The 25,582-nt window shown below is 38.9% G+C and carries 34 protein-coding genes; 4 read left to right on the forward strand and 30 right to left on the reverse strand.

Annotated features, from left to right (window positions below; genetic code table 11):
- Nucleotides 1–125 precede the first annotated feature (125 nt).
- Nucleotides 126–839 (reverse strand): 2,3,4,5-tetrahydropyridine-2,6-dicarboxylate N-acetyltransferase, encoded by a 714-nt coding sequence (dapD, locus tag ACN6NF_RS17000; protein WP_013372273.1) that lies wholly within the window; start codon nt 837–839, stop codon nt 126–128.
- Nucleotides 840–1,051: 212 nt separating this feature from the next.
- The gene (locus tag ACN6NF_RS17005) at nt 1,052–1,957 is read right to left on the reverse strand and encodes a hypothetical protein (protein ID WP_474318722.1); all 906 of its coding nucleotides are present in this window, start codon (nt 1,955–1,957) and stop codon (nt 1,052–1,054) included.
- A gap of 232 nt (nt 1,958–2,189) precedes the next feature.
- On the opposite strand from ACN6NF_RS17005, the gene ACN6NF_RS17010 reads away from it, so the two are divergent.
- Nucleotides 2,190–3,134, forward strand: coding sequence for a DMT family transporter (locus ACN6NF_RS17010; protein WP_474318723.1), 945 nt, complete (start codon nt 2,190–2,192; stop codon nt 3,132–3,134).
- A gap of 74 nt (nt 3,135–3,208) precedes the next feature.
- Complete coding sequence (locus tag ACN6NF_RS17015; protein ID WP_474318724.1) at nt 3,209–4,072, forward strand: sulfurtransferase; 864 nt, start codon at nt 3,209–3,211, stop codon at nt 4,070–4,072.
- A 156-nt stretch (nt 4,073–4,228) separates the two neighbouring features.
- On the opposite strand, the gene ACN6NF_RS17020 is transcribed toward ACN6NF_RS17015, so the two are convergent.
- From ACN6NF_RS17020 to ACN6NF_RS17115, 20 genes are all read right to left on the reverse strand, one after another.
- Nucleotides 4,229–5,218 (reverse strand): phosphotransferase enzyme family protein, encoded by a 990-nt coding sequence (locus ACN6NF_RS17020; protein WP_474318725.1) that lies wholly within the window; start codon nt 5,216–5,218, stop codon nt 4,229–4,231.
- Between the two features lie 36 nt (nt 5,219–5,254).
- A complete protein-coding gene (locus tag ACN6NF_RS17025) occupies nt 5,255–5,854 on the reverse strand; it encodes a YdeI/OmpD-associated family protein (RefSeq protein ID WP_044788059.1) in 600 nt (199 codons plus the stop codon).
- A 409-nt stretch (nt 5,855–6,263) separates the two neighbouring features.
- Complete coding sequence (locus ACN6NF_RS17030; RefSeq protein ID WP_016821700.1) at nt 6,264–6,887, reverse strand: class I SAM-dependent methyltransferase; 624 nt, start codon at nt 6,885–6,887, stop codon at nt 6,264–6,266.
- A 21-nt stretch (nt 6,888–6,908) separates the two neighbouring features.
- On the reverse strand, nt 6,909–7,364 hold the full coding sequence (locus ACN6NF_RS17035) for a DinB family protein (RefSeq protein ID WP_016821701.1): 456 nt from the start codon (nt 7,362–7,364) through the stop codon (nt 6,909–6,911).
- Nucleotides 7,365–7,417: 53 nt separating this feature from the next.
- Entirely contained in the window at nt 7,418–7,747 is a 330-nt protein-coding gene (locus tag ACN6NF_RS17040) for a GNAT family N-acetyltransferase (protein WP_474318726.1), read from the reverse strand.
- Between the two features lie 200 nt (nt 7,748–7,947).
- Nucleotides 7,948–8,679 carry a class I SAM-dependent methyltransferase gene (locus ACN6NF_RS17045; RefSeq protein ID WP_474318727.1) on the reverse strand — a complete coding sequence of 244 codons (732 nt, stop codon included), beginning with the start codon at nt 8,677–8,679 and terminating at the stop codon, nt 7,948–7,950.
- A 196-nt stretch (nt 8,680–8,875) separates the two neighbouring features.
- Complete coding sequence (locus ACN6NF_RS17050; RefSeq protein ID WP_474318728.1) at nt 8,876–9,241, reverse strand: hypothetical protein; 366 nt, start codon at nt 9,239–9,241, stop codon at nt 8,876–8,878.
- Nucleotides 9,238–9,429 carry a hypothetical protein gene (locus tag ACN6NF_RS17055; protein ID WP_474318729.1) on the reverse strand — a complete coding sequence of 64 codons (192 nt, stop codon included), beginning with the start codon at nt 9,427–9,429 and terminating at the stop codon, nt 9,238–9,240. Before ACN6NF_RS17055 ends, ACN6NF_RS17050 begins: the two co-directional genes overlap by 4 nt.
- Nucleotides 9,430–9,467: 38 nt before the next feature.
- Nucleotides 9,468–10,349, reverse strand: a complete 882-nt coding sequence (locus ACN6NF_RS17060) for a class I SAM-dependent methyltransferase (protein WP_474318730.1) — start codon at nt 10,347–10,349, stop codon at nt 9,468–9,470.
- 48 nt (nt 10,350–10,397) lie between these two features.
- A complete protein-coding gene (locus tag ACN6NF_RS17065) occupies nt 10,398–10,895 on the reverse strand; it encodes a hypothetical protein (protein ID WP_474318731.1) in 498 nt (165 codons plus the stop codon).
- Nucleotides 10,896–10,998: 103 nt separating this feature from the next.
- Nucleotides 10,999–11,424 carry a protein export chaperone secb gene (locus tag ACN6NF_RS17070; protein ID WP_474318732.1) on the reverse strand — a complete coding sequence of 142 codons (426 nt, stop codon included), beginning with the start codon at nt 11,422–11,424 and terminating at the stop codon, nt 10,999–11,001.
- A gap of 71 nt (nt 11,425–11,495) precedes the next feature.
- Nucleotides 11,496–12,119: a hypothetical protein gene (locus ACN6NF_RS17075; protein WP_474318733.1), complete on the reverse strand. Its 624-nt coding sequence runs from the start codon at nt 12,117–12,119 to the stop codon at nt 11,496–11,498.
- 29 nt (nt 12,120–12,148) lie between these two features.
- A complete protein-coding gene (locus tag ACN6NF_RS17080; protein ID WP_474318734.1) occupies nt 12,149–12,334 on the reverse strand; it encodes a hypothetical protein in 186 nt (61 codons plus the stop codon).
- A 62-nt stretch (nt 12,335–12,396) separates the two neighbouring features.
- Nucleotides 12,397–12,780: a hypothetical protein gene (locus tag ACN6NF_RS17085; protein WP_474318735.1), complete on the reverse strand. Its 384-nt coding sequence runs from the start codon at nt 12,778–12,780 to the stop codon at nt 12,397–12,399.
- A gap of 126 nt (nt 12,781–12,906) precedes the next feature.
- Nucleotides 12,907–13,353: a hypothetical protein gene (locus ACN6NF_RS17090; protein ID WP_016821705.1), complete on the reverse strand. Its 447-nt coding sequence runs from the start codon at nt 13,351–13,353 to the stop codon at nt 12,907–12,909.
- A gap of 176 nt (nt 13,354–13,529) precedes the next feature.
- Nucleotides 13,530–13,994 carry a hypothetical protein gene (locus ACN6NF_RS17095; protein WP_016821706.1) on the reverse strand — a complete coding sequence of 155 codons (465 nt, stop codon included), beginning with the start codon at nt 13,992–13,994 and terminating at the stop codon, nt 13,530–13,532.
- 212 nt (nt 13,995–14,206) lie between these two features.
- Nucleotides 14,207–14,788: a hypothetical protein gene (locus ACN6NF_RS17100; RefSeq protein WP_016821707.1), complete on the reverse strand. Its 582-nt coding sequence runs from the start codon at nt 14,786–14,788 to the stop codon at nt 14,207–14,209.
- 138 nt (nt 14,789–14,926) lie between these two features.
- Complete coding sequence (locus ACN6NF_RS17105) at nt 14,927–15,457, reverse strand: hypothetical protein (protein ID WP_016821708.1); 531 nt, start codon at nt 15,455–15,457, stop codon at nt 14,927–14,929.
- 156 nt (nt 15,458–15,613) lie between these two features.
- The gene (locus ACN6NF_RS17110) at nt 15,614–16,060 is read right to left on the reverse strand and encodes a GNAT family N-acetyltransferase (RefSeq protein ID WP_016821709.1); all 447 of its coding nucleotides are present in this window, start codon (nt 16,058–16,060) and stop codon (nt 15,614–15,616) included.
- A 171-nt stretch (nt 16,061–16,231) separates the two neighbouring features.
- Nucleotides 16,232–16,354, reverse strand: a complete 123-nt coding sequence (locus tag ACN6NF_RS17115) for a hypothetical protein (protein ID WP_260846320.1) — start codon at nt 16,352–16,354, stop codon at nt 16,232–16,234.
- A 504-nt stretch (nt 16,355–16,858) separates the two neighbouring features.
- Between ACN6NF_RS17115 and ACN6NF_RS17120 the strand changes: the two genes are divergently transcribed.
- Nucleotides 16,859–17,191: a hypothetical protein gene (locus tag ACN6NF_RS17120; RefSeq protein WP_474318736.1), complete on the forward strand. Its 333-nt coding sequence runs from the start codon at nt 16,859–16,861 to the stop codon at nt 17,189–17,191.
- Between the two features lie 170 nt (nt 17,192–17,361).
- On the opposite strand, the gene ACN6NF_RS17125 is transcribed toward ACN6NF_RS17120, so the two are convergent.
- Nucleotides 17,362–17,931 carry a TetR/AcrR family transcriptional regulator gene (locus ACN6NF_RS17125; RefSeq protein WP_090889568.1) on the reverse strand — a complete coding sequence of 190 codons (570 nt, stop codon included), beginning with the start codon at nt 17,929–17,931 and terminating at the stop codon, nt 17,362–17,364.
- Nucleotides 17,932–18,171: 240 nt separating this feature from the next.
- On the opposite strand from ACN6NF_RS17125, the gene ACN6NF_RS17130 reads away from it, so the two are divergent.
- On the forward strand, nt 18,172–18,921 hold the full coding sequence (locus tag ACN6NF_RS17130) for an SDR family oxidoreductase (RefSeq protein WP_257126125.1): 750 nt from the start codon (nt 18,172–18,174) through the stop codon (nt 18,919–18,921).
- A gap of 288 nt (nt 18,922–19,209) precedes the next feature.
- Here ACN6NF_RS17130 and ACN6NF_RS17135 read toward each other — a convergent pair whose 3' ends face one another.
- The 7 genes from ACN6NF_RS17135 to ACN6NF_RS17165 all read right to left on the reverse strand — a co-directional run bounded on the left by ACN6NF_RS17135 (nt 19,210) and on the right by ACN6NF_RS17165 (nt 25,554).
- Nucleotides 19,210–19,560, reverse strand: a complete 351-nt coding sequence (locus tag ACN6NF_RS17135; RefSeq protein WP_474318737.1) for a hypothetical protein — start codon at nt 19,558–19,560, stop codon at nt 19,210–19,212.
- 772 nt (nt 19,561–20,332) lie between these two features.
- Complete coding sequence (locus tag ACN6NF_RS17140) at nt 20,333–22,054, reverse strand: helix-turn-helix domain-containing protein (RefSeq protein ID WP_165081971.1); 1,722 nt, start codon at nt 22,052–22,054, stop codon at nt 20,333–20,335.
- Between the two features lie 109 nt (nt 22,055–22,163).
- Nucleotides 22,164–22,940 (reverse strand): (2Fe-2S)-binding protein, encoded by a 777-nt coding sequence (locus tag ACN6NF_RS17145; protein ID WP_058829969.1) that lies wholly within the window; start codon nt 22,938–22,940, stop codon nt 22,164–22,166.
- 1 nt (nt 22,941) lies between these two features.
- Nucleotides 22,942–23,982 carry an ABC transporter substrate-binding protein gene (locus ACN6NF_RS17150; RefSeq protein WP_340865141.1) on the reverse strand — a complete coding sequence of 347 codons (1,041 nt, stop codon included), beginning with the start codon at nt 23,980–23,982 and terminating at the stop codon, nt 22,942–22,944.
- Nucleotides 23,983–24,122: 140 nt separating this feature from the next.
- Nucleotides 24,123–24,461, reverse strand: a complete 339-nt coding sequence (locus ACN6NF_RS17155; protein WP_474318739.1) for a hypothetical protein — start codon at nt 24,459–24,461, stop codon at nt 24,123–24,125.
- Between the two features lie 231 nt (nt 24,462–24,692).
- Nucleotides 24,693–25,064 carry a hypothetical protein gene (locus tag ACN6NF_RS17160; RefSeq protein ID WP_474318740.1) on the reverse strand — a complete coding sequence of 124 codons (372 nt, stop codon included), beginning with the start codon at nt 25,062–25,064 and terminating at the stop codon, nt 24,693–24,695.
- A 151-nt stretch (nt 25,065–25,215) separates the two neighbouring features.
- Nucleotides 25,216–25,554, reverse strand: coding sequence for a hypothetical protein (locus ACN6NF_RS17165; protein ID WP_474318741.1), 339 nt, complete (start codon nt 25,552–25,554; stop codon nt 25,216–25,218).
- Between the last annotated feature and the right edge of the window lie 28 nt (nt 25,555–25,582).

Raw genomic sequence — 25,582 nt, forward strand, 5'->3', positions numbered from 1 at the left:
AGGACAAAAGCCCGGCGCAGCCGCCGAGCCTTGTCCGTTGTGCTTCGTCCCTAAGTTATGCTGTCAGTGCATCATGCTCCTGACAAGGAATCGTTCACCTTTGGTACATAAAAAACTTTGCCTTCTTACAGAACGCGCAGTTCTTTCAAAATCTCAGTTTTAGATTTGGTCTTGTCATCGACTTGTTTGATTACACGTGCAGGTGTCCCCGCTACCACAGAGTATGGAGGCACATCTTCAGTTACAACCGCTCCGGCTGCAACAACTGCACCTTTACCGATGCGTACGCCTTCCAGTACAACCGAGTTCGCACCGATCAATACTTCGTCTTCTACGATTACAGGCTGTGCGGATGGTGGCTCAATGACACCTGCAAGGACAACGCCTGCACCGATGTGGCACATGTTGCCTACTTTAACACGACCGCCAAGTACAGCATTCATATCAATCATGGTGCCTTCACCAATCGTAACGCCAATGTTAATTACTGCACCCATCATAATGACTGCGTTGTTACCGATGCCTACCATATCGCGGATATAGGCGCCTGGCTCAATGCGTGCATTAATGCCTTTCAGATCCAGCATAGGAACAGCGGAGTTACGGCGGTCATTTTCCACCACATAATCTTCTTCTTTCGCGTTTGCGCTATCCAGTACCGGCTTGATATCGGCCCAATCACCAAATACCACACCGCTGTCTCCAGAAATAAAAGCTTGAACGTTCTCGCCAAAAGATGCGGAAGCCAAAGCCCCTTTTACATATACTTTAACAGGCGTCTTTTTCTTGCTGTTTTTAATCACGTTGATGACTTCTTGTGTATTCATTTCGATGGACATATTAAATCTAACAACTCCTTCATCGCTTCATACGACTTCGCAAGCCGGAATGATCTTATTCTCTCATCCTTTATAGCACAAAAGTGCAGGTCTCGCAATTACAGATTAGACCCTCGAAGCGCTAACCTAGTACCTGAAACAACAAATTTCAGCAGTTTAACTGCCTTAAATTCATAATTATAGGCCAGCGTCCATCTGACTTTATATTAGGATTATTTATTAGCTTGCAGGCTCTCCAGCGATGTATAAATGAAGGATTCGAATCCTTCAGCAGGCTCCCCTTGTGGAATATTCACTTTCACGCTGAAAGCGCCCGTAGTATTTTCCACAACAATATACTGTTGTGTAATCTTCGAACCGTTCGCTTGCAAGAACAGACGGCTGCTGGTCAGCGCTTTAGGCACGTCTGCTTTGTCCAGCTTTTGCACCTTGCCAATGGAAGCCAACTCCTTCTCGCCTTCTTTTTGAAGCTCATCTAAATTAAAGTTGGAGGGCAACTTCGTAATTTCGGCGTAGTAGTTATCATCCACCGCTAAGGCGACACGGTTTTGATCTGGGAACAGGGACATCGGATCAAACACATACAGCGAATAGCCCTCTCCCTTTGCCAAGGTTGCTGTCTGCTTTTCCTTTTTCCCTTCAAGGGTAAGCTCAAAAGTTTGAGTTTTCGTGCGTTCCCCGCCTACTTGTTGACCAGAACTTCCGTTTTGATTGCCATCTGTTGCAGCCTCTGTCTTTTGTATTTTCGTTAAAGTCAGTTGCTTCGCTGTCGCGTCGCCCTCTACTGTTTTTTCGTTATATTCAAACGCTACTGGATCACCTTCTTTAAGTCCAGCTATTACCGTATCCATCCCCTCCCCTAATTGGAAGGATTGGGCTTCGCCGTTGGTTTCAATCTCTACCGTATGTGGGTCAGCAGCTCCGTTGTATACGCCTGTGCCTTTTTTAACCTGCGGTTCAGCAACCGGCTCTGGTGCGACTTGCGGCTGTTGCGTTTGCGGTTGGTCTGCCCCTGAAGGTGCATTGTTATTGGTTTGCGGTTTCGTACCACAGGCTGATAGAGCCAGCACTGCCACGACAGTCAGTAGTATGATTGAAAATGTGTTATGTTTCTTCATAAAATCCACCTCCACTATGTTAGACGAGCTTGTGCAGCAAAAGTTCTATGCAGCATCTCACTTAAAATCCTCCCTCTCGCTCCCGTTGATTATATTCTCAGTATTTTGCAAAATCCTAATACCATGGGAATGCCAGGTACGGTATAATGAGCTATATTAAACCTCATTTTCGAGATACCGTTAGAAAGAATTTTAATGTATTTATTTTCTTTCATACGGATGGAGCTGCCACATGAATCAAGCACACAAACCGTCGTTTTCCTTTGAATTATTGTACATCATAGGTATTATCGCTATTTCGTTCTCCTCGATCTTCGTCAGATGGTCTGAAGCCGAGGTGTCCGTCATCGCTATGTACCGTCTGTACCTGACCAATCTTCTGATGCTGCCATTGGTCTGGAAATACCGCACCGAGCTATTCAGCCTCACTCGCAAGCAATGGATGCTGATCCTCTGGTCCGGTATCGCGCTAGGGCTGCATTTCTTGCTGTGGATGGGCTCGCTGCGACTGACCACCGTTGCAAGCTCTACTGTTATTATGACATTGGAACCGATCCTTGTCATGCTCGGTTCTTTTTTGTTTTTCCGGACAGGCACGAATCGCGCTATGCTCTTCGGAATGGGTATGGCCTTTGTCGGCTCACTGGCCATCGGCGCAGGGGATTTTCATGTCTCAGGACAAGCTCTGCTCGGAGATGCACTGTCCTTCTTGGGCATGGTCGCCGTGTCCATCCACATGCTAATGGGCAAGCATCTACGCGAGCATTTGAGCGCTTTTGTCTATAACTTTTGGGTTTTTATCATCGCAGCCACATCGCTTGCGCTGTATAATGTGGTGAATGCTATACCTTTTACTGGATATGCGCCACGGGAATGGGGGCTGTTCCTGCTGCTTGCCATTGTGCCTACGCTGTTCGGACATTACCTGTTTAACTGGCTGCTCAAATACATTAACGCCACCGCTGTGTCGATGGCGGTACTCGGTGAGCCCGTTATTTCCTCCCTGCTGGCTTGGGTGCTGCTCGGGGAAAGGCTGTCTACCTTACAATTTGGGGCAGGCTTTTTTATCCTGTTTGGAGTATGGGTTTTCATCCGATACGGAACGGATTTTAAAAAGCAAGTTGTCCACCAAAGTGAAATGCCTGACAATGAGCACCCCCTGAAGGTTAGCTCTTAGCTTATTACCCCATTTTCATAAACCATACTCAATGGATTAAATTTGCTGTTAAAAAAAGGAAGGCGGAATCCTCTATGAAATCCATCGTATCTAAGCGCTGGCTGTTGGCCCGATTGTATGAACCCGACATAATCATTGCCGACTGCCGTTCCGTGCTCGGACAAGCCGGGGCTGGACGGACCGAATTTAATGAAGACCACATTCCTGGGGCGATTCACTTCGATTTGGAAGAAGACCTTACCGCTCCTCTAGGCGAGCATGGTGGTCGCCATCCACTACCTGATGTAGATACACTTGCTGCACGTCTGAGCCGTGCCGGGATCAATGCAGGTTCACGCATCGTCGCTTATGATGACCAAGGGGGGATGATGGCCTCCCGCTTCTGGTGGCTGCTGCGCTACCTTGGTCATGAGCAGGTATACGTACTGGAAGAAAGCTACAGCGCTTGGAAGGAAGCAAAATTCCCCGTTACGGCAGACCAGCCGATTCGCATTCCCTCGACATTTGTGGCAAATGTTCAGCCACAAATGCTCACAAGTATGAAAGAAGTACAACGTATATCCGAAGCTTCTGTTCCTGTTGGCTCCTATATCGGGTTTTCACCTATATTGATCGACTCCAGAGAGCAGCCACGCTACCTGGGACTGGAAGAGCCTATAGATCAAGCAGCGGGGCATATCCCCGGTGCAGTGAATTTCTTCTGGAAAGAGGTCTTGGACGAAAAGGGTGCATTTAAAAATGCAGAGCAGTTGAAACAGCATTTTTCTGATCTTGATCAGGACGCTGAGATCATCGTATATTGCGGATCAGGCGTATCCGCCTGCCCGAATGTTCTGGCCTTGAATGAGGCAGGATTTCGTAATGTGAGACTCTATCCAGGAAGCTGGAGCGATTGGATCAGCTATGAGGAAAATCCGGTGGCGACCGGGGAGGAATAATCCGTTTTTAACGGATATAAAGGTTTTAAAGACAAACCCACTGCCTTAAGCGGTTAGACTCATGGCAGTGGGTTTGCTTTATTTATGTAAAGGATCTCTAGGTTGATTTCGGAATATAGTTATCATTAGCTTTGCATACTAATTAAAATATAGGGTTTAATTCCAACCACTTTTGAAACAGTTTAATTCTTCATCTACATTTCTGATGACAGCAGAGTCTCCCCAAGTATTTGGAAGATAAGAAATGTATAGAGTGCCAATATTAAAAATTCTTCTGAAGGGAATAAAGAGGGCAATAGAATCTACTTCACTTTGGCTCATAGCTCTAACCTTGTTATATCCATTTAAGAATTGATATTTTCGTTCTTCTCTCTTTTTTAATTTCGTTTCGTCACATCCCATGCCAAATGGGAATGCATACATAGATATGTCATATGTTCTCCATCCATTTCCACAGAAATCAAAATCAAAAAGGATAGGATTGCTGTTAGCGTCAACTCGGATATTCCCACTATATATGTCGCCGTGACATATACCATATTGCGGTCTTTCAACAGTTAAACACTCTAGTTTATCGCTCACATTCTTTGCAACTTCCTCTAAAAAATGCAGGTCAAAATCATGAATGGTTGAGAACTGTCTGATAGCATCCATAGAATTATCTATAAATGAGGCAGCATCTAGATTCCATCGTTTTTTTCCAAGCTCACATTTGTCCCAAGCATTATGAATTGTAGCGATATAACTACCTAATCTCTCGTTTAATTCAGCCGTTTCCGCAATTTGATTAAACTCAAGTTTTCCAACAGACGTATATAGCACTCCATACCTTATCCCATTTGCAGTGTTGAACTGTGAAATAAATTTTCCATCATGTCTTGTAACTGGTGTAGTGATTTCAATGTCTGATGATCTTAGGTGATTGAGCAAATCTACCTCTGCTTGTATTTCTTCCATGCTTCTGATCCCTTGACGGTATACCTTAAAGAAATACTCTTTTTCGTCTGCATTAACTCTATATATGTCATGTATGCCTCTATAAAATAACCGGCATTTAAGTAAGCCATAAGAAAAATATTCTCTTGAAATGTACTCACGAAGTGCATCGGCAGATAGTACAGATATCTCCAACGGAAAAAAATCCAAATAAATATCTCCCTTCAATTTTATTTCTCATCGAATTTATCGATCATTTAATCCCTTTCCAGCGAGAATGTCCTGCATACATTTTTCAATCCTCGATTCCCGAGTTTTAGATTGTTTGGGCGCAGCAAAATGCATAATGTATGCTCTTTGTCGTCCCGGCGTCAATGCAGCAAAAGCAGTTTTCAAAGCAGGATTTTCATCTAATTTAGCTTGGAATTCTTCAGGAAAAATGAGTTCTGTATTCTTTTTAAAATCCACTTTCAAACCGGCTTTTTCCACTTCAACGGCTTCAATTATATAGGCTTTCAAGATGGTTTCCATCTCAACAATTTCTTCAACATTCGTGAACCGAATCTGGCGCCCCGCCTGCGTATCCTCCCCAGGTTTGATTAGAATACCATTGGGGTCTTTTAACAAAGCACCTTTGAAAAACATAAGTGCACAGTGTTCTTTAAAGCCTTGTATTATAGCTATGTTACTATTCTGAAACATGTAACAAGGTTTACCCCACTTCAGTTCTTCAGTTAGCTGGCAGTCAAGCATGATTGCTCTCAACTTCTCCATTTCCGCCTTCCATTTGTTCACTTTTCCTAAATACACATCAACCTTAGGATTCATTTCCTCTCTATTTGTCATGTTAGCTCCCCCCTTATTTGTTTTTGCTCATCATGTTTATGTATAAATATTTACAGAAAATCGATTTTCGATACGAATACAGAAGAAATCACGATATCAAGGGCAAAGCCGAAACGTATATTTTTATTATACGAATTCAGCCCATCGAAGAATAGCCGTCACATTGCTATATTTATTATATGTTCACCTCATCCCATCTATAAATTAGATAACCCAATTGACATATAACTAACAATAAATAAATTACGTTTATACATAGATATATTTTAATTTTTTTATTCCCTTCGGTTCCAATTACATATAACGATCTGTATGCACGATGTCCTAGCGTTTAAGGACTAACAGTCCGGCTGCCACTTGCGGCAGTTAAGCGGTAGGGTGTGTCTGTTGAATTACTTCCCCGAAATGGCTAATCAATATTTTGAACAACTATATATCTTAATTTATATTCTTGTTGTTTTTCTGCATGTGTCAGATATTCTTTTATGGAACCAGTTTCTAATATATTCAAATCATTAAAATGTTCAATTAAATTTTTTTCAGTAAAGAAGTGAGCATATTTCCCTTTCTTGTATTCATATGTTCCTTCCTCAACTTTTCTACCCACGCCATTATTAAAATCGCGATCAGAAAAACACGTAAAATACATCACTCCCTGTCCCTTCAAATGCATCACACAATTCTGTATCAGTTTTTTTCGGTCTTCCAACAAAAATAAATGTAATAAATCATAACAATATATGCCGTCATACCTTTTGCTTGTACGAAACTCTAACACCGATTCTCGAATAAAATTCGTTTTTAAATCCCATTCTTTTGCTAGATCTATAGCTGAACTAGATATCTCAATTCCATCAACCTGAAAACAAGAAGAGAACATCTTAGTATTTCTCCCATATCCAGCACCAGGAACCAATATATGATGTGCATTATTCTTTTTGAACAAATCTATAGCTTGCGTTACAGTTTGACTTGGTTCACAACCCCAAATCATTCCTTCTTCAGCAAACCTTTTGTTCCAATAATCTCTCATATTATTCACCTGCTTATATACTCACATAGCTCTTCTTTTAAGCTCATCAATCTGTCTTATATGATGTTGATCATGCCAGATAAAATCTCTTAGATAAGATATTACAGTAAACTTCCCGTCAGCATATTCTTTAGTAAACTTATCATCTTCCAAACTCTCTATACTCTGCAATATCATGTTACGGTACTGAATAGTCATTTCAATTAATTCTTCCTTTGTTTTTGTTTTCCCATATTCAACAGCATCCTGATTAAATTGATTAAAATCAATCTGTATTAATGTCAAAGGCGTATTGTTTAATATCGGATGTATGGCTGCTTCATAAAAGTATTTATCCCACAGCAATATATGACTTACGATATCGTGAACTGACCATTTATCTTCGGCAATCTTTATTTGCCAATCCATTTCACGAATCTCAGAAACAAAACATATCCATTCCTTGAACTCCTCTAGTAACTGCGACTTTTCATTCATGGTTTCACGCCCCTCTTTTCAAATTTGCGTTAGTTAGAATAACGTATTTGTATTCATGGACCCCAAAAGTGGGGTTTGCTAAAATTCTTTTTTATGAATTTTCCCGTTTCTTTAAGCACAATTCCTAGCTTCAATCTAAGATCCTCAACCCTCACTCCCTCCTCGACACGTCTCAAAAATTGATTAATTTCAGGTATCTCATAATTTTCCAACCAGTCGAGTCTAACTTCTTTTTCAACATTCCTGCCTGGTAAAAATTCGTAAATCTCCGGTCGCCATGTGAGTTCATGTATTTTATCTAAATCTTCTAAAAGATATTCCCGAAGGATAATGTCTTTACATTCTATAGACAGGCTATACGTGGAATCCTCTTCAGAGTGCATGTTGACTCTCCTTTGATTGTATTGGTACTACAATGGATTCGCACTGCTTTCCTATAATGTTTCTATGTTCGCGAGATCTGCCGCTAATCGGATGTGTCTGGCTAAATCCATCTCCCAAAATTCCTCTGTCAGACTGAGGGCGTTAGCCTGATGTGTGAAACTTTTATTAGATGACTCCTTCCAGACTTCATTGTACTGACTTACACTAATTTCTTAGCTACAAAGGTTAAACAATCCATTGATAGTTTCACGAGTTGTTTATTTCTTTCAATTTCATATTCCAGTTGCTTTACTAATCGTTTTTTAACTTCCCATCCAATGTACTGATGTCTTAATAATTCCATCATACTTTCAGTCGAGATATTTACTTCAAACATTGGCTCTAATTGTTGTGCATCCTTCATTCTCATCTCTTTTATATTCGTTCCAACAACAATGCAATTGGTTCCATTTATTTTTGTTCCTGTAGTCATTTCTTCAATCTTTAATTCCATTTCCCTTTCCGATCTTACATGCTCCAAAGCAGATACAGCTATTATAATGTCATACTCATCTTGTTTAATATTGAAGTTTTCAATATCAGATAATTTTGTTTCAATAAATTGTTCGACACCATACTCTCTACTATAATTCTCTAACTTATCAATAGCAGACTTTAATAAATCCACGCAAACTACTTTTCCTTTTCTAATCTTCATGGATTCAGCTATAGGAATACTATTTCTACCAATTCCAGCTCCTAAATCAAGCACCAATAGATTATCGTAATCTTTATATTCAGCTAGAAGGTCCAATACCGTTTGTACCGGTCTATGTAACCAAGAACCGGACTCAAACAAATTGTAATTGTCATAACAGATATCATGATACTTCTTCTCTTCTAATCTTATATTCTCTACCTTATCCAAGTTCTCACCACGAGCTTTCTGCATGTTTTATCTTTAACGTCTCTGTATTCACACGAACTCAAAGGGTTGTCTGCTGAAAATCTCTCGCCGAAATCCATCTTGGAGACCTAGCTCCATAAGGAGCCGCAGACCAAATATTATGATATAAGAAATCCATATTTTTTGAGTCTAACATTCTAATGCCCACAATTAACCAGCTAAATAAAAAGAATATTCTGTACTAACCAAACCAGAAAATCACTCTTACATCTTCAGCATCCCCCAATTTTGATAATTTTGGAATTGTTTCATTGATGAACCCCGAACATGTATTCATAATATTTCTATATTCCATAAATTGATCACAATAATAATTTTCATCCCATTTAAAATTAATTAAATCCTTCAATAATAGCCAACTGTGGTCATAAAAGTCATCTTTATCCTCGAATGCAACTTCACTCAATTCAGGGGAAATATCCACAGGAAGACCTCTTGGCAAAGATATAAACTTTAGATTATAATCGTTCCTAGTATTCGATAGAATACTAAATAAATCATAGTTTCTATCGCCACTATAAAATTCATAAGGATCACTTGGTTTCAATTAGCAGTCTTGTCTTCAGGATATAGATAGTAATCTGGGTTAACATTCCACTTATCTGCACTTACCCAAGTAGCAGTATCATTTAATTCTGCCTTACTCTTTTTAATTTTTCTCCAAGTACCATCAATCTGTTCATATTCGTCTCTGAAGTGCCTTTTCTCTACAAAAAACCAAATATCTGTGCCCATATAACCTCCCAATTATGTTTTTTGAATACATCCTACTTTTAAAGTCTCTGTACTGTACCAAAAGAAATCTTCATATTAGGCGCATATACTAACCAAGATTTATCACTGAACTCTTCAGAAAAAGTTGCTTCTGCTTCATATTGTTTTTGAGCTTCCATTTCGTTTAATCCTCTGGCCAATAAATTTTTGAGTACCTCTGAAATATCATTAGGTTCTTGTCCCAAGCCTTCTTCTTTCAAAGAACTATAAAGCATGTTTTTACTTTCCGTGTCCATGTTCTGATCAAGAAAGTTCACCTTATCGCTAACCCTACACCCTACATTTCTTAAGCCTAGCTGGCTTAGCATGATCGGTATTTGGATGCCTATATTTCCGTCCTTAGCCGTACGCTTATGATCTCTCTCATATAACTCCTGTAGAATCCCTAACCGGATGACATCGCTTTGTTCAATTCCGTCTAGATAATAATTCGCCATATTACCAATCCAATGTGGTTCAAAACAGATAACCATTCCATTATCCTGAACACAATCAAGCATCTTTTGTAGAATACTCTTTGGATTTGGCATATGTAATAAAAAAGCATGACTGACTGCTATGTCATACTTCTTTTCTAATTCCACTTTTTCAATATCACACTCTATAAATTCAGCATTATAAGAGAGTTTCGAAAATATTTCATTGGCTTGCTTTATTAATTCCATGCCTTTGTCAATGCCAGTATATGTTGATCCATTTTGTAGCAATGGAAGAAGCTTCAGTCCCAAATATCCAAATCCGCATCCATAATCTACGATCTCTACAGGTTTATTTATCTTCCACACCTTTTGTATAAGAAATTCCAAATAATCATCGTTATAGTACAACCAGCGGGTATTTCTTAGGTAATCAATTTTAATGTCCCAGTAGTATTCAGACATAAAAATCTCCCTAGTTATTTGATTACGTCGCTTCTCCCATAACTTGCTCTAATGACTAAATTCCTTTCTAATCATGTCCTTCTTCTCATCTATTATGTCCTTTAACTTAAAAGCCTCTTTTTCTGTTATTTCTCCATTTATTCTTTCAGCTTCTATTTCTTCTTTAATATCCTCTAATAAGGCTCTTGTCTGATATAACCTCAATCCAGTCCATTCAGAAATAAAAAAATCATCCTCTACTGTACCATCTAGATTGAAGATCAGCCTGTAATAACCTATATGATTTGTTCGATACTCGATTCTAATTTTCACTTCAACATACTCAAGATCTCTATTAACTGGGTCTAAATATTCCAAGTTCTTGATATGTAAGGAAACATCCTCTATAAAGATCTTTAAATAATCTTTATCATAATCCCAAAATAACTCATCAAATTGCTCAGGCTCCTCGAGCCTATAGTTATTTAAATTAAGCCAAAAAGCCTCTAATGCCCGACTTCTTATATTCTGTTTGTCTACCCAATCTCTTAGCTTTTTTACATCCATAAGATCCATCACTCCATAAAGTATTTTGCAGTATTTCATATAATGTTTCGTGGCCAAGGAAGCGAAAGCGACCACAGTGTGAATTACTTAATTTAGTTTCCCTTTAGGGCTCTACTCGAATTAGCACCTCTTCCATAGTCATTTCTGGGGTAATAATTATCATTTTGTTTAGTTTCCGACTTAGGCTTTTTAGGAAGTTCATGAGTATATCTATTTTTTTCTCTGAGTCTATCTGTATTGGTGAAATATCAAATTCAATAACGCTTCCTTCATAAAAATACCCACAAATATCAATTTCACTATATCCAATAGTTATCCCAATACTTGCTTCTTTTTTAATTCTTAACAATTCAGCAATATCCCTAATTCTTGTAATTAGCCCATCTATAGTCACTCGATAATTAATTTCGTTACTTTCCAAATACTCAAAAATTAGAGCCCATACTTGGATGTCTGTATCCAATATATAAATGTCCCTTAGACTTCCATCTCTAAAGAATACTTCATTCGCTACTTCATCGTAATTCATGCAAACCTCCTAACACTCCGCGTTTCACCTAACGTGCTTATATTTCACGAGTCCTCACTATCTATTTGCTTCTAATCTTCGTTCATTCTATCTGCTCGTATCCAACTCATTTCCTCAATGTTTAATAATTCTTTAAACTCTTCTACTAATTCATGCTCAGATTCTAATTGTGTATAGTAACTATTATTTAAAATATCCTCTAATTGTTTTATTTGTTCATTATCCAGTTCAAAAAATCTAAATGTTTCTAAATTGCAATTTGTAAACTGTTTTGCTATTTTCTCATTGTATTCATTAGATCTCAGAACTTCTTCAATTAATTCAATTCTGATTTTGTCCCCTCTAGGGTCGACATATAAAAATTCAATGTGATCTTCCTCTGGATATCTTTCTTCTGCAAGCTTAATAATTGAAGTATCTAATAAAACATATGATATATGAAGACTTGCTATCTCTTGTGAATTGTAAACTACACGGTATCCCCAACAGTGATCTTCAAAATTATAAAAATATAACACTGGGATTTTTTCTGAAATTTGAAATAGGCTTTCCGGAATTTCTTCACTTTCTTCTGTGTCTTTGGTTATAAAAACAAACCATTTCTCATTTAAATCCTCTGCGTATACAGGATCATGCTTAAGAATTGCCTCTTTATATTTCAATAGTGATAAACTTCCTGAAGTCAATTCACTCATTGTTTTGGCTCCTTTTTAGTCATATTTCACTAATACTCTTCAAATTTATATTTTGTTAATTTATTTAATTCAAATACTTGTTCTTTATTAAAATAGCCCACTAGGCAACCTTGATCTAAAATTGAAATATACAATTTCATGGATTGTTCAGTCTGTGTTAACTCATTAAATTTCTTGAATATCTCCATATCAAACCAATCATCATCTACTTTCATTTCCCATCTTATAAGTTCATTCTTATACTCGAAAGAGACCCATGCAGTACTATTCTGAATATCTACGTAATCCGTTTCTTATTTAAATTAAGTTTTGTCATATTCTCTAATCGCAGTATTACTCTTACATAATCTCTATGATCCTCAATACATTCCGTATCCAGATACCAAATTTTATCAGATACATTTATAAATTCATCATTTACTACAACTTCTCCACCTAAAGTAAGTAGTAGCAAGTTGTAGGGATCTTCTTCATATTCACTTTTTGAAGTTTCTTCTAAAAGTAATTCTTTCTTTAAACCTGCCCTCATAAAAATACCCAATTCAGAAAGTTGGTTTAGTTGTTTTTCAAATATTGTCTTCTTTTTCTTAAATAAACCAAACAGCTTGAACACCTTCTTTTTATGGTTTGCGTCCCTTTTGTATAACGTTCTTGTATTCATGAATCTTGCTAGGGGTTGTTTGCTAAAATACCTCCTCGAAAGCCATCCCGCAGACCAAGGTATCATAGGAGATGCTGCTTGAATATGATGTTAAGTGATGTCTTTGCTTCTTCGAATCAATGTACATTATTGTGTATCTATTATTCCAAAAGTATCATGAATGACTCTTTCATAGTTTGCCCATTCAAAATAAAAGGGACCTATATTTATTGGTTTGTTCTCATGCTCCAATTTGAAATCCTTCCATATTACAATTTCTTCTTCCCTGTCAATTTTCACTGAGATATAACCACACTCTTCATCTCCACACCAAGGACATACAAGTATTGGATATCTATAGTACATATGCTCATGTGGTTTCTTTAGTAAAAAGTATTGAATCATTTCTTTTTGTTGATCTTCGCTTCCCCATCCTAAGGATGGAACCAGATCGTGTTTCTTGAGCATTTGGTAAAGTGATCTTCCATCAATAATTAAATCTGCAAACTTTGTATTTTTATTTCCATCTTGTTCTGGGTCAAATTCATCATATCGGCTGGAAAGTTTAGTTTGTAGAGTATTTATCGTTGTCATTGGTTCCTCTCCTTGTTAATTATCTTACATAGATTTCACTTAGCCTTCTTATATTCACGAACCCGCACCACTGGAGTAGTCGGCGCGATGTGGCAAGTTAGGACAAGGTTGTTCGTCTGAGCCTCACCGCAGCGTGCATATTATGTTCTGTGCTTTCATTACCATCTACAATTAAACTAATAAACCTTCAATTGTTGCTCATACTTATAATTATTAATTGAAATTTGCTTTGGATACATTGTCGGTGCACAAAGGTTATTCAAAATTCCCTGTCCTTCATGGTAATTAATAAAAATACTAGACTTATCATAAAGTTGTCTGAATAGTACTCTGATTTTATCAATATCATTTGAAGTAATTTGAACTCCAATTCTAATCAAATCTAATTGATCATATGGATCTTTAAATGTATCTATCAGTATAAAATGGCTTGAATCCTTTTTTGAATTAAATAAAAGCACATCACCAGTATTAACTGAATCATTAAAATATCTCTCGTAAATTTGTTTTATTGGAAAATCAATTTTCAAAATACTTACTATTTCTCTAATTAAAAAATGGCCTTCAAAATAGTCGTTATCATCGTCAGGATAATTAATCAGCTCTGTTATAGAAAGGGTAGCAAAAAAATGGTATTTCATTTCTATCACTCCTTATTGGCAATGACTACATAGCGTTTCCATACACAAACCTCACTGGCTTAAAGACCGAAGGCCTGGCGTGATGCGGTGAATCAGTGCAGGGCTTCCCGACATTCACTTCATCGCCTGATGCTCCCAAAACCAAGGATCGCCTTGCCTCGACCTTGTTAGGCGAAGCATTGTAACTTTTCGAATCCGCTTTAAGCATTATTCTAACTTGCTCGCTCTTTTATCTCTTTAATTATTTCTCTATATCTTTCTACATCATAATGAAAATTCAAGCCATGCGTAATCATTATGCTCTTTAGATCATCGAATTTATGTATTAATTCTTCTAAAAAATCGATTATATGGTCCCAAGAGAAAGCAAATTTATTAGAAGTCTTAACGAATTGTTCCTTAAAAGGCGATTGCTCAGTTAACCAAAACAATCTATCATCCTCATGACTGACTTCAACATAGTATCCCCCACAACCAAATATACCGCAAGTACAAGTGAACATAGGATACTTTCCTGGAATAATTAATGATTTTAAAAATTCTTCTTCAACAAACACTTCATCTTCATCCAACTTATTTCCGTTTATATATAAAGCTATCCACCAATCAATAACATGGACCATTCGCCCAGAATGTCTTGTTATATTTTTGTATTCTTTTCTTATGTCAATTTCCATATCTACTGACAGCACATCAAGTCTATTTTTCTCTACTTTATTTAAGGATATTTTCATGGTTTCTCCCTGAACTTGTTGTATGACCACCATATTTCGCCTAATGTTTCTTATATTCATGAACTCCCTCAGGGGTTGCTGTCTGCTCTGGCTTCTTTAAAATCTCTCTGGCAGACCAAGAGCTCTGCATGACCCGAAGCATGAATATTGTGTTATATGATTGTTACCATCTTTTATGAAATACCTGCAGTCCTTAATTCAGCTTCCATTATTGCAAAGTATACATCCATGGCAATTTAAACAGATGTTATGCTTTTCGCATTTGGGATACCCTCTCGGAATTGTAGGGTTATCATCACCCTCTTCAATTTCTGACCATTCTATATAATTGTTCATGTCAATATCTTCTTTATTAAATACTTTAATCATTAAGCCAAATTGATTCAAACAATTAACAACCCAATCTTGTCGTGGTTTATAGCTTAATTTCTCCCACCCTAAGCCATCTGCTGCATTTGAAATAGTATCTAGTATAAAATCTTTCTCACTTTCAAAAGAGTCTATAGTCCAAGGCATTTCATCAATATCAAAACCAACTGTTCCTATTCCAACTACAGACTGATCCCTTTGTGCTAGCCAAATAATTAATTCTTTTTCTCGATTCGTTTTAGCTAGTACTGATCCGCTAATAACTAGAACTTCAATAAAGACTGATGTTAATCCATTTGACATACCTATGGGTTCAACTACATCATTTAATTGTTTTGGTAATGAAATGGTGTTCGCCATACTATCCTCCACTCCTTTTTAACTTGGTTTACATGGTGATTTTCATCTAACGTTTCTGTATTCCTGAACCCCAAAGGGGGCGTCTGCTGAAATCTCTCTTCGAAACCCAACTCGCAGACCTAGGCTCCATTGGAGACGCAGCTTGAATATTATATTTTAAATGTCACTTCTCTCATTGATTTCCTCAACGTTAATTTGGTTCAAATCCTTTGTCAGTATTATTTCCAGAGGTTCATTCTCAAGCATTAAACATCCAGCATCTCTATATCCAAGCTTCCTATAAAAATGTTGAGCTCCTTCATTCGACTGTGTTGAGGTCATAACCATTTCAAATCCCTTTTGTTTCATTAATTCTTCCCAATAGTGGACAACTTTTTTACCAATACCTGTTCCTCTATACTCCTCATCTATCCATATCATATTCATAAATGGTGTGTTGTCCCAAAAAAATCCGTATCTCATCCAGCCTATTTCTTGATTGGATTCTCTGATTATTAGAATTTCATTTTCTTTTAGTTTGGGTCTTATCAGTGTTTTATGTATGTGCTTGTCTCTTAACAAGATATACTCATAATCTGATTCAATTGCAAAATCAATCTTCATTGTAAATCCTCCCTTTCATGCTTTTCATTAAATATCTTCTTGGTAACACTTAGCACTGATGTCTCATAACGTTGTACATTACTTAAGTTTATAAAGTCTTTTCAAAAATGTATAAGTCACCTTCTTCTCTAACTTTGGTAAACCCACACTTTGAATAAAAATGATGATTCTTCACACTATGGGCCCAACGGTTCCGTTAATATTAAAATGCTTTGATTCATCCTCAAAACTGGCCTTTTGTATTTCAACAAGTTTTTGTGCATCATTTTTTCTAGCTTTTTCTAATGTCAGCACCCAACATACCTCCACTATTTTCTATTTTTTATTTTTTCTTGCACAGGTTTCGTCTAACCTCCTCATATTCATGACCCCCAAAGGGGTTGTCTGCTGAAATCCTCTTCGAACTCCATCCCAGCAGGTCAAGGCTCTGTGAGAATTCTTAAGCTTGAATATTATGTTATCAGAAGTTACCGAACTTCTTCATTATGCATTCAAAATCAATCTGCAATTTTTTGACTCCAAACTGAAATCAGTGCTTAACGTAAAGGACAAGGATGAAAATGGAATAACTTCGTCAAACACTAACTTTTAAGTCGAGCTTTTTTATTTTAAAACTTTTACATATTGGAATTATCTCAAGAATATAATCCTATCGATTAGAACAATCAAAAGAGTGTAATTATCGCATATATGATTAGATATAGAAATTTTTCCTTTGAAACAGTAGCCTTTCGGTAGCAAAAAATTTAGTCCATGGTCGATTTTTTGGCAGGAAATAAGTCATAAGGAGATGTAGAAATGGCTGTGATGCTTGAAGTAACATTAATCGGAATTTCTTATGGGCACAACTTGGATGGAGGGCCATTAGAAATATCCGGTGATCTTTATGTGAAAACAATAAATCAAAACCAGACGGAAAAAGAATCTTTTGTTATGTTTTCTACAAATACACCTGTGACAATAGGCGTTGGAGAGATGTATAGAATTGGTACAGCGGTGAGAATTGCTATTTCTCATGATCAACCCACAATATTTGCTAGGTATATAAGACTTGGTGGTTTCTTAAGCATCGGAAGTCCTAAGTATATAAGATATAGACTATGTTTATTCTGCAGCTACTCAATATTATAGGGTTATTTTTCCTAATCAAGATGTTAATGAATCTGCTGTAGCTCAATATTCGATTAGATGGTAACATTATATTTGACACTATTGCTCTAATATTAGTATAAAATGAAAACATTCCTTTTTATTATCTTCATTATGGGTGTCAGTCTCAAAAAAGCCTCTACATTAGAGGCTCATCTGGACGATGTTCGTTCGTGTCCCTCGACACCACAGTTCAGTAAATTCCAAAATTGTTCAACTATGACCGATGCCGGATACGGCATCGAACGGGTAATCCACCATTCTAATACCCCCACTGCCGCTGAAATTAAAAATTGCACCGTAATGTCCCTGTTCATATCCTGATCGAGGTTGATCGAATCCAGATGCTCGCACAGACTTTGCCGGAACATTGTCTCTATTTGGTTTCGAAAAACCGTACTTCCCTTGTTCGTCAGCATTATAGAGTAGAATGAAGCATGCTGCTCCAAATATTCAAACGTACGCAGTAGTGCGGTTTTGGAAGGGAGATGAAAGAAGTTATCTTCAGACATACAATTGTGTAGTAACTCTTTAATTTGAGCTTCCATGCATTGATCGCGCAGATCGTACTTATCAGCGAAATGCAAATAAACCGTTCCGCGATTGACATTCGCTTCCTCCGCAATTTGATTGATCGTAATTCTCTCGAATTCCTTTTCAGACATCAGCCTCATAAAAGCATCAATAATGGCTTGCCTCGATTTTTGAATACGCCTGTCCATATCCTTCTCCCCTTTGTACCATCCGAAAAAATGAACATTTGGAAGTCCTATGTTGAAAAATCAACAACCACGCTTGTTTTAACCATTGAACCCCCTATACCGCTCTGATACATTCACTTTATAAAATTTATGTTGATGATTCAACATATGTTCAATTTTAGAGGAGCTATAATCATGAGAGCTATTGATTTACAGTCTTTGGAATGATTTAAATCACATTGAATTAGGAGGGTTTAAAAATTGAAACTTACAGGAAACACGATTTTTATTACAGGCGGCGGTTCGGGAATTGGACGTGCGTTAGCAGAAGCTCTCCACAAGCTTGGAAACAAAGTTATTATCTCCGGTCGACGTAAAGAGCGTCTGGAGGAGACGATCAAAGCGAATCCCGGCATGTCCGCAGTGGAATTGAATGTACAAGATCCTGCCAGCATAAAGGCGGCCGCCAAGCAGTTAATCGAAGAATACCCGGATATTAATGTCTTGATTAACAACGCCGGCATCATACAGTCCGATGACGCAGCGGGCGTGATCGATGAGGATGTTTTGATTTCGACTGTCACGACAAACTTGCTAGGTCCCATTCGGTTAACTTCTGCATTCATCGAGCATTTGAAGTCCAAAGAAGAAGCGGTTGTCATCAACACGACTTCAATACTTGGATTTGTACCGTTAGCGACAACTGCTGTATACTCCGCGACGAAGGCAGCACTTCATACCTATACGCTGTCCCAAAGGTACATGCTTAAAGACACATCGGTAAAAGTAATAGAAATTGTGCCCCCATGGGTTCAAAGCAACAACGATGAACCACGGGCGATGCCGCTTGCTTCATTCATTGATGCAACAATAAAGATACTCGGCACGGATACAGACGAAATTTTGGTGGATGAAGCGAAAATGTTTCGAAATAACCCTGGCCCGAACGAAAATGTTTTTGTGACCCAGCTTAACGATACGATGAATTCTGAACCTCCAAAGATCCATTGATCCATCTGTAATTTAATTTTCAAAAATTTAAGAACATGAAGTAAACACTCTTCTCCGTCTACTATTTCACATAACGTTGGGTATTCCCGAAGTTCAAACAGCTTAAGGCACGTAATGCCGGGTGGCTCTGCCAATTAGCCAGTTGAATTTGTCCGGTGAATTTGCTCTTCCGAAATGCCTCTTCTGGACCAAGGGTCGGGCTTGTCTCGGCCCGATGCTTGGATGTAATGTTATACAAAGGTACCATGAATTCATTGAATCTACTTAGAAATCCTGTTTAATTCACCATCACCATTCTCTCCATTCTTCTGTAATATCTTGATCTTCCTCAATTTCTAATCCAGCTAGTCTTGCTGCCTTATCTATAAATTCAGCCAGTTCTTCAGGTTCCATCGTTTCAATAAAATAGTCGTTCTTTTCATTCAATTCATTAATCGTAATTACAATTTCTTCTACAGCCTTCATAATACCTTCAGGATGTTTAGTTTCTTGTAATAATATTAATTGGTTTAGATAGTTATTCAGGACTTTATCAGACATTAATAATCTCTCTTCCGTAAAAAGGTCATCTCCGTATTCAACCATTCTTTTGTTCCACAATTGAGTTGGTTTTTCATTAAATAGGTCCTGTAATGTCATTGGGCATATCCCTCATTTTCTTTTCTTTGTTTTAATAGATTTTTAAAATTGTTGCATAGTATTTCGCATATGAGTTTGCTTACTAACTTGCTTTTCACTTCACTTATCTAATTTTTTCTTTAATTCATCTTTTTTCATCTGTTAGCACACTTAAAGAAAGACCAATTACGGTCAACATCTGGTCATTACAATTGGCTTGGAGGGTTTATTCCCTTCTAAGTCTCAGGTAATAAAAACCCACCTTCGGCTCTTAACCTTTAGGTGGTTTTTTACTTTCTCTTGTTGTTATTGATGCATGTTAAAAGTGCAAGAATAGATGTTCAAAATAGTACATTAGAGTCACCGCATCTTTTACATCCATGGTCTCACTTTTCGAAGGAAAACCATACCCACCCAAGAGTCAATTGTATCCATATTTTACCTGTGTTTACTTCTGAGAACCGAGTGTTCCCATGTATTTTCTTACATTTTTCTTTTATTCTATTTGTTGTCCATCATTTCTAGCATATAACGTTTCTGTGTTCACGATGTTCCTCTGACTTATGCGAACGAAATGAGCGGCCGTCGTGCGTATGTGTCCGCCTGCCCCCGCTCCCTGGCAATCCTCTTTGCCGGACCGAGGAACCGCCAGGCTCCGATGCGTGGATATGATGTTATCTGATGGATTGGCAAAAAAACAGTTCAACTTTCCCTCTATGACATAAGGCAAAGATGAACTGTCTTTAGTTCCTGTTAAAATCTCTATGCGCACAAGTAGCAACTTCTTCCCCCATCAAGCCAACAAAGCCTGAGCGATCTGATCCACAATGCCATTGATGCCAGTGGGTCCATAACAGCCGATCCATGTCGCGGCATCGACCGCGTGTATGTGCTGGCGCTCAACGGTATCAAGCATTCCCCAGACACGTTGCTCTGTCGCCGATATTTCCTCCTGCATGAGTTCATGGCTAAGCAAGAAGTAATGGCTGGCATGTACAGCCGGTAGTCTGTCAACTGAGATGTGATAGGCCGTGTCGGAGGTATCTGCCACAAATAACGGAACAGGCAGACCTAGATCACGGTACAGTACAGCCCCTGTACGATGAGAGGCAGAATGCACGCGAACCAGAGAATCCAGCGGACGGATCAGTGCCACGCTCTTGCCTGCCAGTACCGGAGCAAGTTCTTCGGACAGCAATGTGGTTCGTCGGTGATAATCCGCTATAATACGCTTTGCCTCTTCTCGTTTGTCTGTCAGTTCACCGAACAGCTTCAGAATGGTCTGCCAGTTTTCATTGCGCTTAAACATGAGAACTGGAGCGATCCGGCTTAACTGTTCATAGTGCTGATCATGCACCTCGGTGCAAATAATCAGATCTGGAGACAGTCGTTCCAATGCAAGCAGGTCGGGATACTCATATGTTCCGAGTAATTCGGTATTCTGAAGTCCTGCCCTGATCATTTGAGGGAAATGTAACACTGCACTTCCTAGTCCTACACTACCTGCTGGAGAGAGCCCCAGCGCAAGCAAATGATCGGCATATTGCACATCGAGTACAGCGATACGCTTCGGAGATCCGATAACATAGTATTCCCCTCGCATATGGCATATCACCGAGCCTTGAGCCGACTCATATGAAGAAGCTGTGTGGTTCCGCTGCAAGGAATGGGCATAGTCTATATCTGTTTTCGAAGCGGCATCAAGCCTATAACGCAGCGGAGGGACGCCATAATATTTCTTAAACGCCCTACTGAAATAATACATGTCGCGATAGCCCATTCTGTCAGCAATTTCACCGATGGGAGCATCCGTATGACGCAGCATCCGCGATGCACTCTCCATGCGCAACTGAATGACATACTCAATCAGTCCGAGCTGCTTCTCTTGTTTGAATCGTCGCTGCAGCTGTCTTAAGCTGCATCCAGCAAGGGCTGCCAGCTCTTTAAGCTTCAGATTCTGGCGATAATGCGACGCTATATATGAAGCGACAACATCCACCATGTCAGACGCTTCTCCTCCATGACCACGTTCGTAATCCATGATCAGTTCGTAGATCATACCCTGAAGCAACGCATTGGCATGAAAACGTTCCATCCCTTCGCCACGACGCCATTTGGCAACGATTTTTTCTGCATTCTCAATCCATTCTGCTTGGGTTACCGAATTTTGCACAAATGAAGTGCGCAACGGGTGTTTGCGATATGAGGGCAAAACAAGAGAGGCTCCCTCCATGGAAGAAGCCTTGTACATGATCACGATATAATAAATGTCGTCTGATCTAGCCGTCAGCGTTAAGGATGTCCCCTTAACAACATGACCAACAAAAGAAGCTCCAATGTGGCAAACCTCACCATTCATTGCAAGCTCCCCTTCCCCTCCGTATGCCAGCAACAACACATTAGAAGTTAATTCCGTTTCGCGAAGAACACTGCCTGTCTGCAAAGTACCGCTATACTCGTCAAGCATCTTGATCGTTGTATCACTCCATAGACTTGTCTGTTCTTGTAGCGGCATTTCTCTCATCTCCTGACAATAGCATCCTTTGCTAGAGTGACTCGCATGACTGGGCTTAACCAATTAACTACAACCAGGCCTGTTAGCAAAAGTAAAATTGTTGCTGTTGTCATTTTAATTGAGATTTATTCTCATTGTCAATTTTCGGACATTTTCTGCAATATTCCCCTGACATCTGGTAATAAAAACAACAGGTGGTACGCTTGCTTTTCACGGCTGGAATGCTGTCCTTATTTTTTGTGAACCGAGTGAACGGATTTCTTTTTACACCGAACAAATGCCCGGGCGCTCCTTGCGTCAGATATGAAAAATCTGCCTGGATGTGCTGACTTTCTTGCTCAGCATTGTCTACTTCAGGAGTATATAATGGGACAATGCGTATCATGATATTCTCCCAAAGGATACTCATCGAAAGAGGAGCAATCGCAGCAAGCGTCTTTAACAGCGGTGCAAGGTGTAACGCAAACATCTCCTTTACCACCTTTTCCCGCCATACTTCCCTGTCTCCCGTTAGTGCTTCTGCCCGAAGCCCGTTTATAGCCAGAAAAGGAAAACGCGTCTCCCCCTCATTAGCTGTGAGCGTCGGATGATAGAGAAAGCTGTTGTCTAGCCGAAAAGAAACATACTGATGATGAACGCTCATCGCGGTCAGTAACGGAGCAATCCACAGGTAGCCGATTCGCTTAGCTAACATCGAAGCGGCTACCCTCATGTCAGGCGCACCAATATACTCTTGAAGCCAGCTTAAATACTCTCGGCATGCAGCTTCTTCATGTAGTTGACTCAAAGCAATAATACGGACATTATCTTCAGACGGCTCACCAAGCCGAATCGAGTGTTCATCCGCCGTTTGCTGCCATAAGTCAGTCGATAGATAATGGTCCATTTTAATTCGATCCCAACAGTGCTTCCGATGCCTGATCTACAATAATATTAATTGCAAGTGGGCCATAATAAGCGATCCAAAGTGTAGAATTAACATCATATGCACGGTTATTTTTGACTGCATCAAGGGATTTCCATACTGAACTGCTATCCAAAGCCTCTGCCTCTGCCGCAAACAACTCATCAGACAGAACAAAATAATGATTTGCTCCAATCTCAGGAACTTTCTCCATCGAGATTTCAACGGAGGTATCATCTTTGATCTTCTGGACTAATGCAGGCATTTTTAGGCCTAAATCCTCATACAGAATGCCGCCTGTTCGATGCTCAAGACCATGAACACGAATGCCTTCTTTTCTCGGACGAATAAGTGCTACCGTTTCCTCTCCCAATTTCTCCGACAGCTTCTCCTTCAGTCCTGCAATTTTGTCCTCATAAGCCTTACGCACAGTTTCTGCCTCTGCCTGCTTACCTGTGATCGCAGCCACCGTAGCTAACGTATCTCGCCAGTCCTCGTAGAAGTCAAGTACGATTGTGGGCGCTATTTTGCTTACTCTCTCATACTCTTTCTCTTGAAAATCAGTCATTAAAATAAGATCCGGGTCCAATGCTACAATCGCTTCCAGATTGGGCTTGTCCCGTGTACCTAAAACCTGTACGTCACCCGGCTTATCGCCTAAATATTCTGGAAATGTGGTATTGCCTTCAGCGATAACACTGCCTGCCGGCTGCTCGCCAATGGCTAGCAATTGATCCAGAAATTTGACATCAAGCACAGCAATTTTCTTTGGTTTCTCGTTAAGCGTATACTCACCCTTCATATGCGAGATCGTAACCGGGAAGGCTCCGGCAGTCTGAGACGCTCCATTCGAAGGCGTGTCCGTTGGAGTTGTAGCAGACTCATTGCCGCCATTTGTACCTGCTCCGGCACCGCAAGCCGTCAGTACAAGAACAAGGGCCAGCATCCAGCCCATTAAAAATCGTGATTTATGGTCACCATGTGCCATGCTTCCGGCAGCTTGCCTCTTTGTTCTTTTATTCATGGTGAAGCCTCCTTATGTATGATAATGATTTTCATTATCGAAATATAAGGCGAGTATAATATATCTCCACATCGCGTTACCATGTACTTTTGCGACATTTCAGCCGGACTAATGCGACATGTAAACCGCTTACCCAGCTTTTAATTTTTCTGCAAATATACAATTGCAATTTGTAAATGTCCGAGTATGGAATATAAACTCCCGTATTCGAAAGCTTCTCCATATATATCTTCATTTACAATTCTATCAGCTCTTTTACTAATTAATGCATAATCATCGTCTAATGTATCAAGCCAACAAAACCAAGAATCTCCCATTTTTTCTTTCCATTGATTCCTACCTCTTGCGTCAATGTACATTCCATATCCATTTGTTCCATTGAAACTACAACAGAGGTTTGTATGATAAATTTGTGGGTACTCTTCATTAAATTCTGAACGTGGAAACTCATAAAATGTTCCTTTGAATTCATAAGCCATTTTCGGTGAAACATCTATCTTTAATACCCTTTCATCCGCAGAGATTTCTAAAACATTTTGCTTTCTCCTTTTATCAAGTATTTCCTATAACGTTCTTGTATTTATGAACCCGTTAGGGGTGTCTGCTGAAATGCTTCCCTGAACTCCTTCTCACAGACCTAGGCTCCAACGGAGCCGCAGCTTGAATATTATGTTATGTGTAGTTATCGCTCCATTGATTGACATTCTAATTTACGCCTTCCAACCCATCTCTTTATACAATCTTCTAATCTGTTTTATAAAACTATCATCTTCTCTTCCCTTATTTATAATCTCTTCATCCGTGGTTACAGCCCATCTAAAAATTTGTTCAATACTCCCGTAGCTACGTTTAAATCCTTTGGCCAACTTCAGTATGTTTTCTTTAGTTGGTGCAAATGATAATACTACTCTTAACTCTTCATCTGTCCAAGGTCTCCCCTTATTTTCTGTACTATACGCTTGCTTTTTCTCATATTCAAAAATCAACAATTTCGTTTTGTGGATTACTTGGTCTGCTGTTAGTTCTTCAATTCCTTCATTAAGTAATTCAATAAATCTATCTTTATATTCTTTCTTTTTCATAGATTTCCCCTCCATGATCTTTTCAATAATTACACATAACGTTCCTGTATTCACGACCCAGCATATGCTGGGTGTCCGGCGTATGCCGGGGCCAAGGACGAATGTCCGCAGCGTGAATATTATGTTATGTGATGTCTGCTTCTTCTTCGAACTACTTAGACAGCTTGTTTGATTTCTTTGCCATGCTTTTAAACTCTTCATATTTCTCTTTAGCAGTTTTAATTTTAATTTTACTTTCCACTACATAAGGAGCATCATCTGAAAAACTGGGTAGTTTCTCATTTATGTAATCGTATAATGATTTTTTCTCAGCAGTCGTCGGAATTATCGGCGCACCAGGTATAGGTAGTGGCTTATCTTCTACCTCTATTCCTTCATGCAAATCAGCCATCCCAAAAGAAAGAAAATTATGAATAGCTCTTTTTCTGTCTTCTTCTGTCTGTTTATAATTTCCGTCCGAATCTAAATGTATTCTATCAAATTCCACCATAAGTAGTTTATGCGGCTTCCTGTCTTTA

It is taken from the genome of Paenibacillus sp. TSM33 (assembly GCF_056099025.1).

Excerpts from the sequence above, each read along its gene's own strand:
- dapD (WP_013372273.1), bottom strand. The coding sequence starts at position 839 with ATGTCCATCGAAATGAATACACAAGAAGTCATCAACGTGATTAAAAAC.
- ACN6NF_RS17005 (WP_474318722.1), bottom strand. The coding sequence starts at position 1,957 with ATGAAGAAACATAACACATTTTCAATCATACTACTGACTGTCGTGGCA.
- ACN6NF_RS17010 (WP_474318723.1), top strand. The coding sequence starts at position 2,190 with ATGAATCAAGCACACAAACCGTCGTTTTCCTTTGAATTATTGTACATC.
- ACN6NF_RS17015 (WP_474318724.1), top strand. The coding sequence starts at position 3,209 with ATGAAATCCATCGTATCTAAGCGCTGGCTGTTGGCCCGATTGTATGAA.
- ACN6NF_RS17025 (WP_044788059.1), bottom strand. The coding sequence starts at position 5,854 with ATGACAAATAGAGAGGAAATGAATCCTAAGGTTGATGTGTATTTAGGA.
- ACN6NF_RS17030 (WP_016821700.1), bottom strand. The coding sequence starts at position 6,887 with ATGAGAGATTATTGGAACAAAAGGTTTGCTGAAGAAGGAATGATTTGG.
- ACN6NF_RS17035 (WP_016821701.1), bottom strand. The coding sequence starts at position 7,364 with ATGAATGAAAAGTCGCAGTTACTAGAGGAGTTCAAGGAATGGATATGT.
- ACN6NF_RS17040 (WP_474318726.1), bottom strand. The coding sequence starts at position 7,747 with ATGCACTCTGAAGAGGATTCCACGTATAGCCTGTCTATAGAATGTAAA.
- ACN6NF_RS17045 (WP_474318727.1), bottom strand. The coding sequence starts at position 8,679 with ATGCAGAAAGCTCGTGGTGAGAACTTGGATAAGGTAGAGAATATAAGA.
- ACN6NF_RS17055 (WP_474318729.1), bottom strand. The coding sequence starts at position 9,429 with ATGGGCACAGATATTTGGTTTTTTGTAGAGAAAAGGCACTTCAGAGAC.
- ACN6NF_RS17060 (WP_474318730.1), bottom strand. The coding sequence starts at position 10,349 with ATGTCTGAATACTACTGGGACATTAAAATTGATTACCTAAGAAATACC.
- ACN6NF_RS17065 (WP_474318731.1), bottom strand. The coding sequence starts at position 10,895 with ATGGATGTAAAAAAGCTAAGAGATTGGGTAGACAAACAGAATATAAGA.
- ACN6NF_RS17070 (WP_474318732.1), bottom strand. The coding sequence starts at position 11,424 with ATGAATTACGATGAAGTAGCGAATGAAGTATTCTTTAGAGATGGAAGT.
- ACN6NF_RS17075 (WP_474318733.1), bottom strand. The coding sequence starts at position 12,119 with ATGAGTGAATTGACTTCAGGAAGTTTATCACTATTGAAATATAAAGAG.
- ACN6NF_RS17080 (WP_474318734.1), bottom strand. The coding sequence starts at position 12,334 with ATGAAAGTAGATGATGATTGGTTTGATATGGAGATATTCAAGAAATTT.
- ACN6NF_RS17085 (WP_474318735.1), bottom strand. The coding sequence starts at position 12,780 with ATGAATACAAGAACGTTATACAAAAGGGACGCAAACCATAAAAAGAAG.
- ACN6NF_RS17090 (WP_016821705.1), bottom strand. The coding sequence starts at position 13,353 with ATGACAACGATAAATACTCTACAAACTAAACTTTCCAGCCGATATGAT.
- ACN6NF_RS17095 (WP_016821706.1), bottom strand. The coding sequence starts at position 13,994 with ATGAAATACCATTTTTTTGCTACCCTTTCTATAACAGAGCTGATTAAT.
- ACN6NF_RS17100 (WP_016821707.1), bottom strand. The coding sequence starts at position 14,788 with ATGAATATAAGAAACATTAGGCGAAATATGGTGGTCATACAACAAGTT.
- ACN6NF_RS17105 (WP_016821708.1), bottom strand. The coding sequence starts at position 15,457 with ATGGCGAACACCATTTCATTACCAAAACAATTAAATGATGTAGTTGAA.
- ACN6NF_RS17110 (WP_016821709.1), bottom strand. The coding sequence starts at position 16,060 with ATGAAGATTGATTTTGCAATTGAATCAGATTATGAGTATATCTTGTTA.
- ACN6NF_RS17120 (WP_474318736.1), top strand. The coding sequence starts at position 16,859 with ATGGCTGTGATGCTTGAAGTAACATTAATCGGAATTTCTTATGGGCAC.
- ACN6NF_RS17125 (WP_090889568.1), bottom strand. The coding sequence starts at position 17,931 with ATGGACAGGCGTATTCAAAAATCGAGGCAAGCCATTATTGATGCTTTT.
- ACN6NF_RS17135 (WP_474318737.1), bottom strand. The coding sequence starts at position 19,560 with ATGACATTACAGGACCTATTTAATGAAAAACCAACTCAATTGTGGAAC.
- ACN6NF_RS17140 (WP_165081971.1), bottom strand. The coding sequence starts at position 22,054 with ATGCCGCTACAAGAACAGACAAGTCTATGGAGTGATACAACGATCAAG.
- ACN6NF_RS17145 (WP_058829969.1), bottom strand. The coding sequence starts at position 22,940 with ATGGACCATTATCTATCGACTGACTTATGGCAGCAAACGGCGGATGAA.
- ACN6NF_RS17150 (WP_340865141.1), bottom strand. The coding sequence starts at position 23,982 with ATGAATAAAAGAACAAAGAGGCAAGCTGCCGGAAGCATGGCACATGGT.
- ACN6NF_RS17155 (WP_474318739.1), bottom strand. The coding sequence starts at position 24,461 with ATGGCTTATGAATTCAAAGGAACATTTTATGAGTTTCCACGTTCAGAA.
- ACN6NF_RS17160 (WP_474318740.1), bottom strand. The coding sequence starts at position 25,064 with ATGAAAAAGAAAGAATATAAAGATAGATTTATTGAATTACTTAATGAA.
- ACN6NF_RS17165 (WP_474318741.1), bottom strand. The coding sequence starts at position 25,554 with ATGGTGGAATTTGATAGAATACATTTAGATTCGGACGGAAATTATAAA.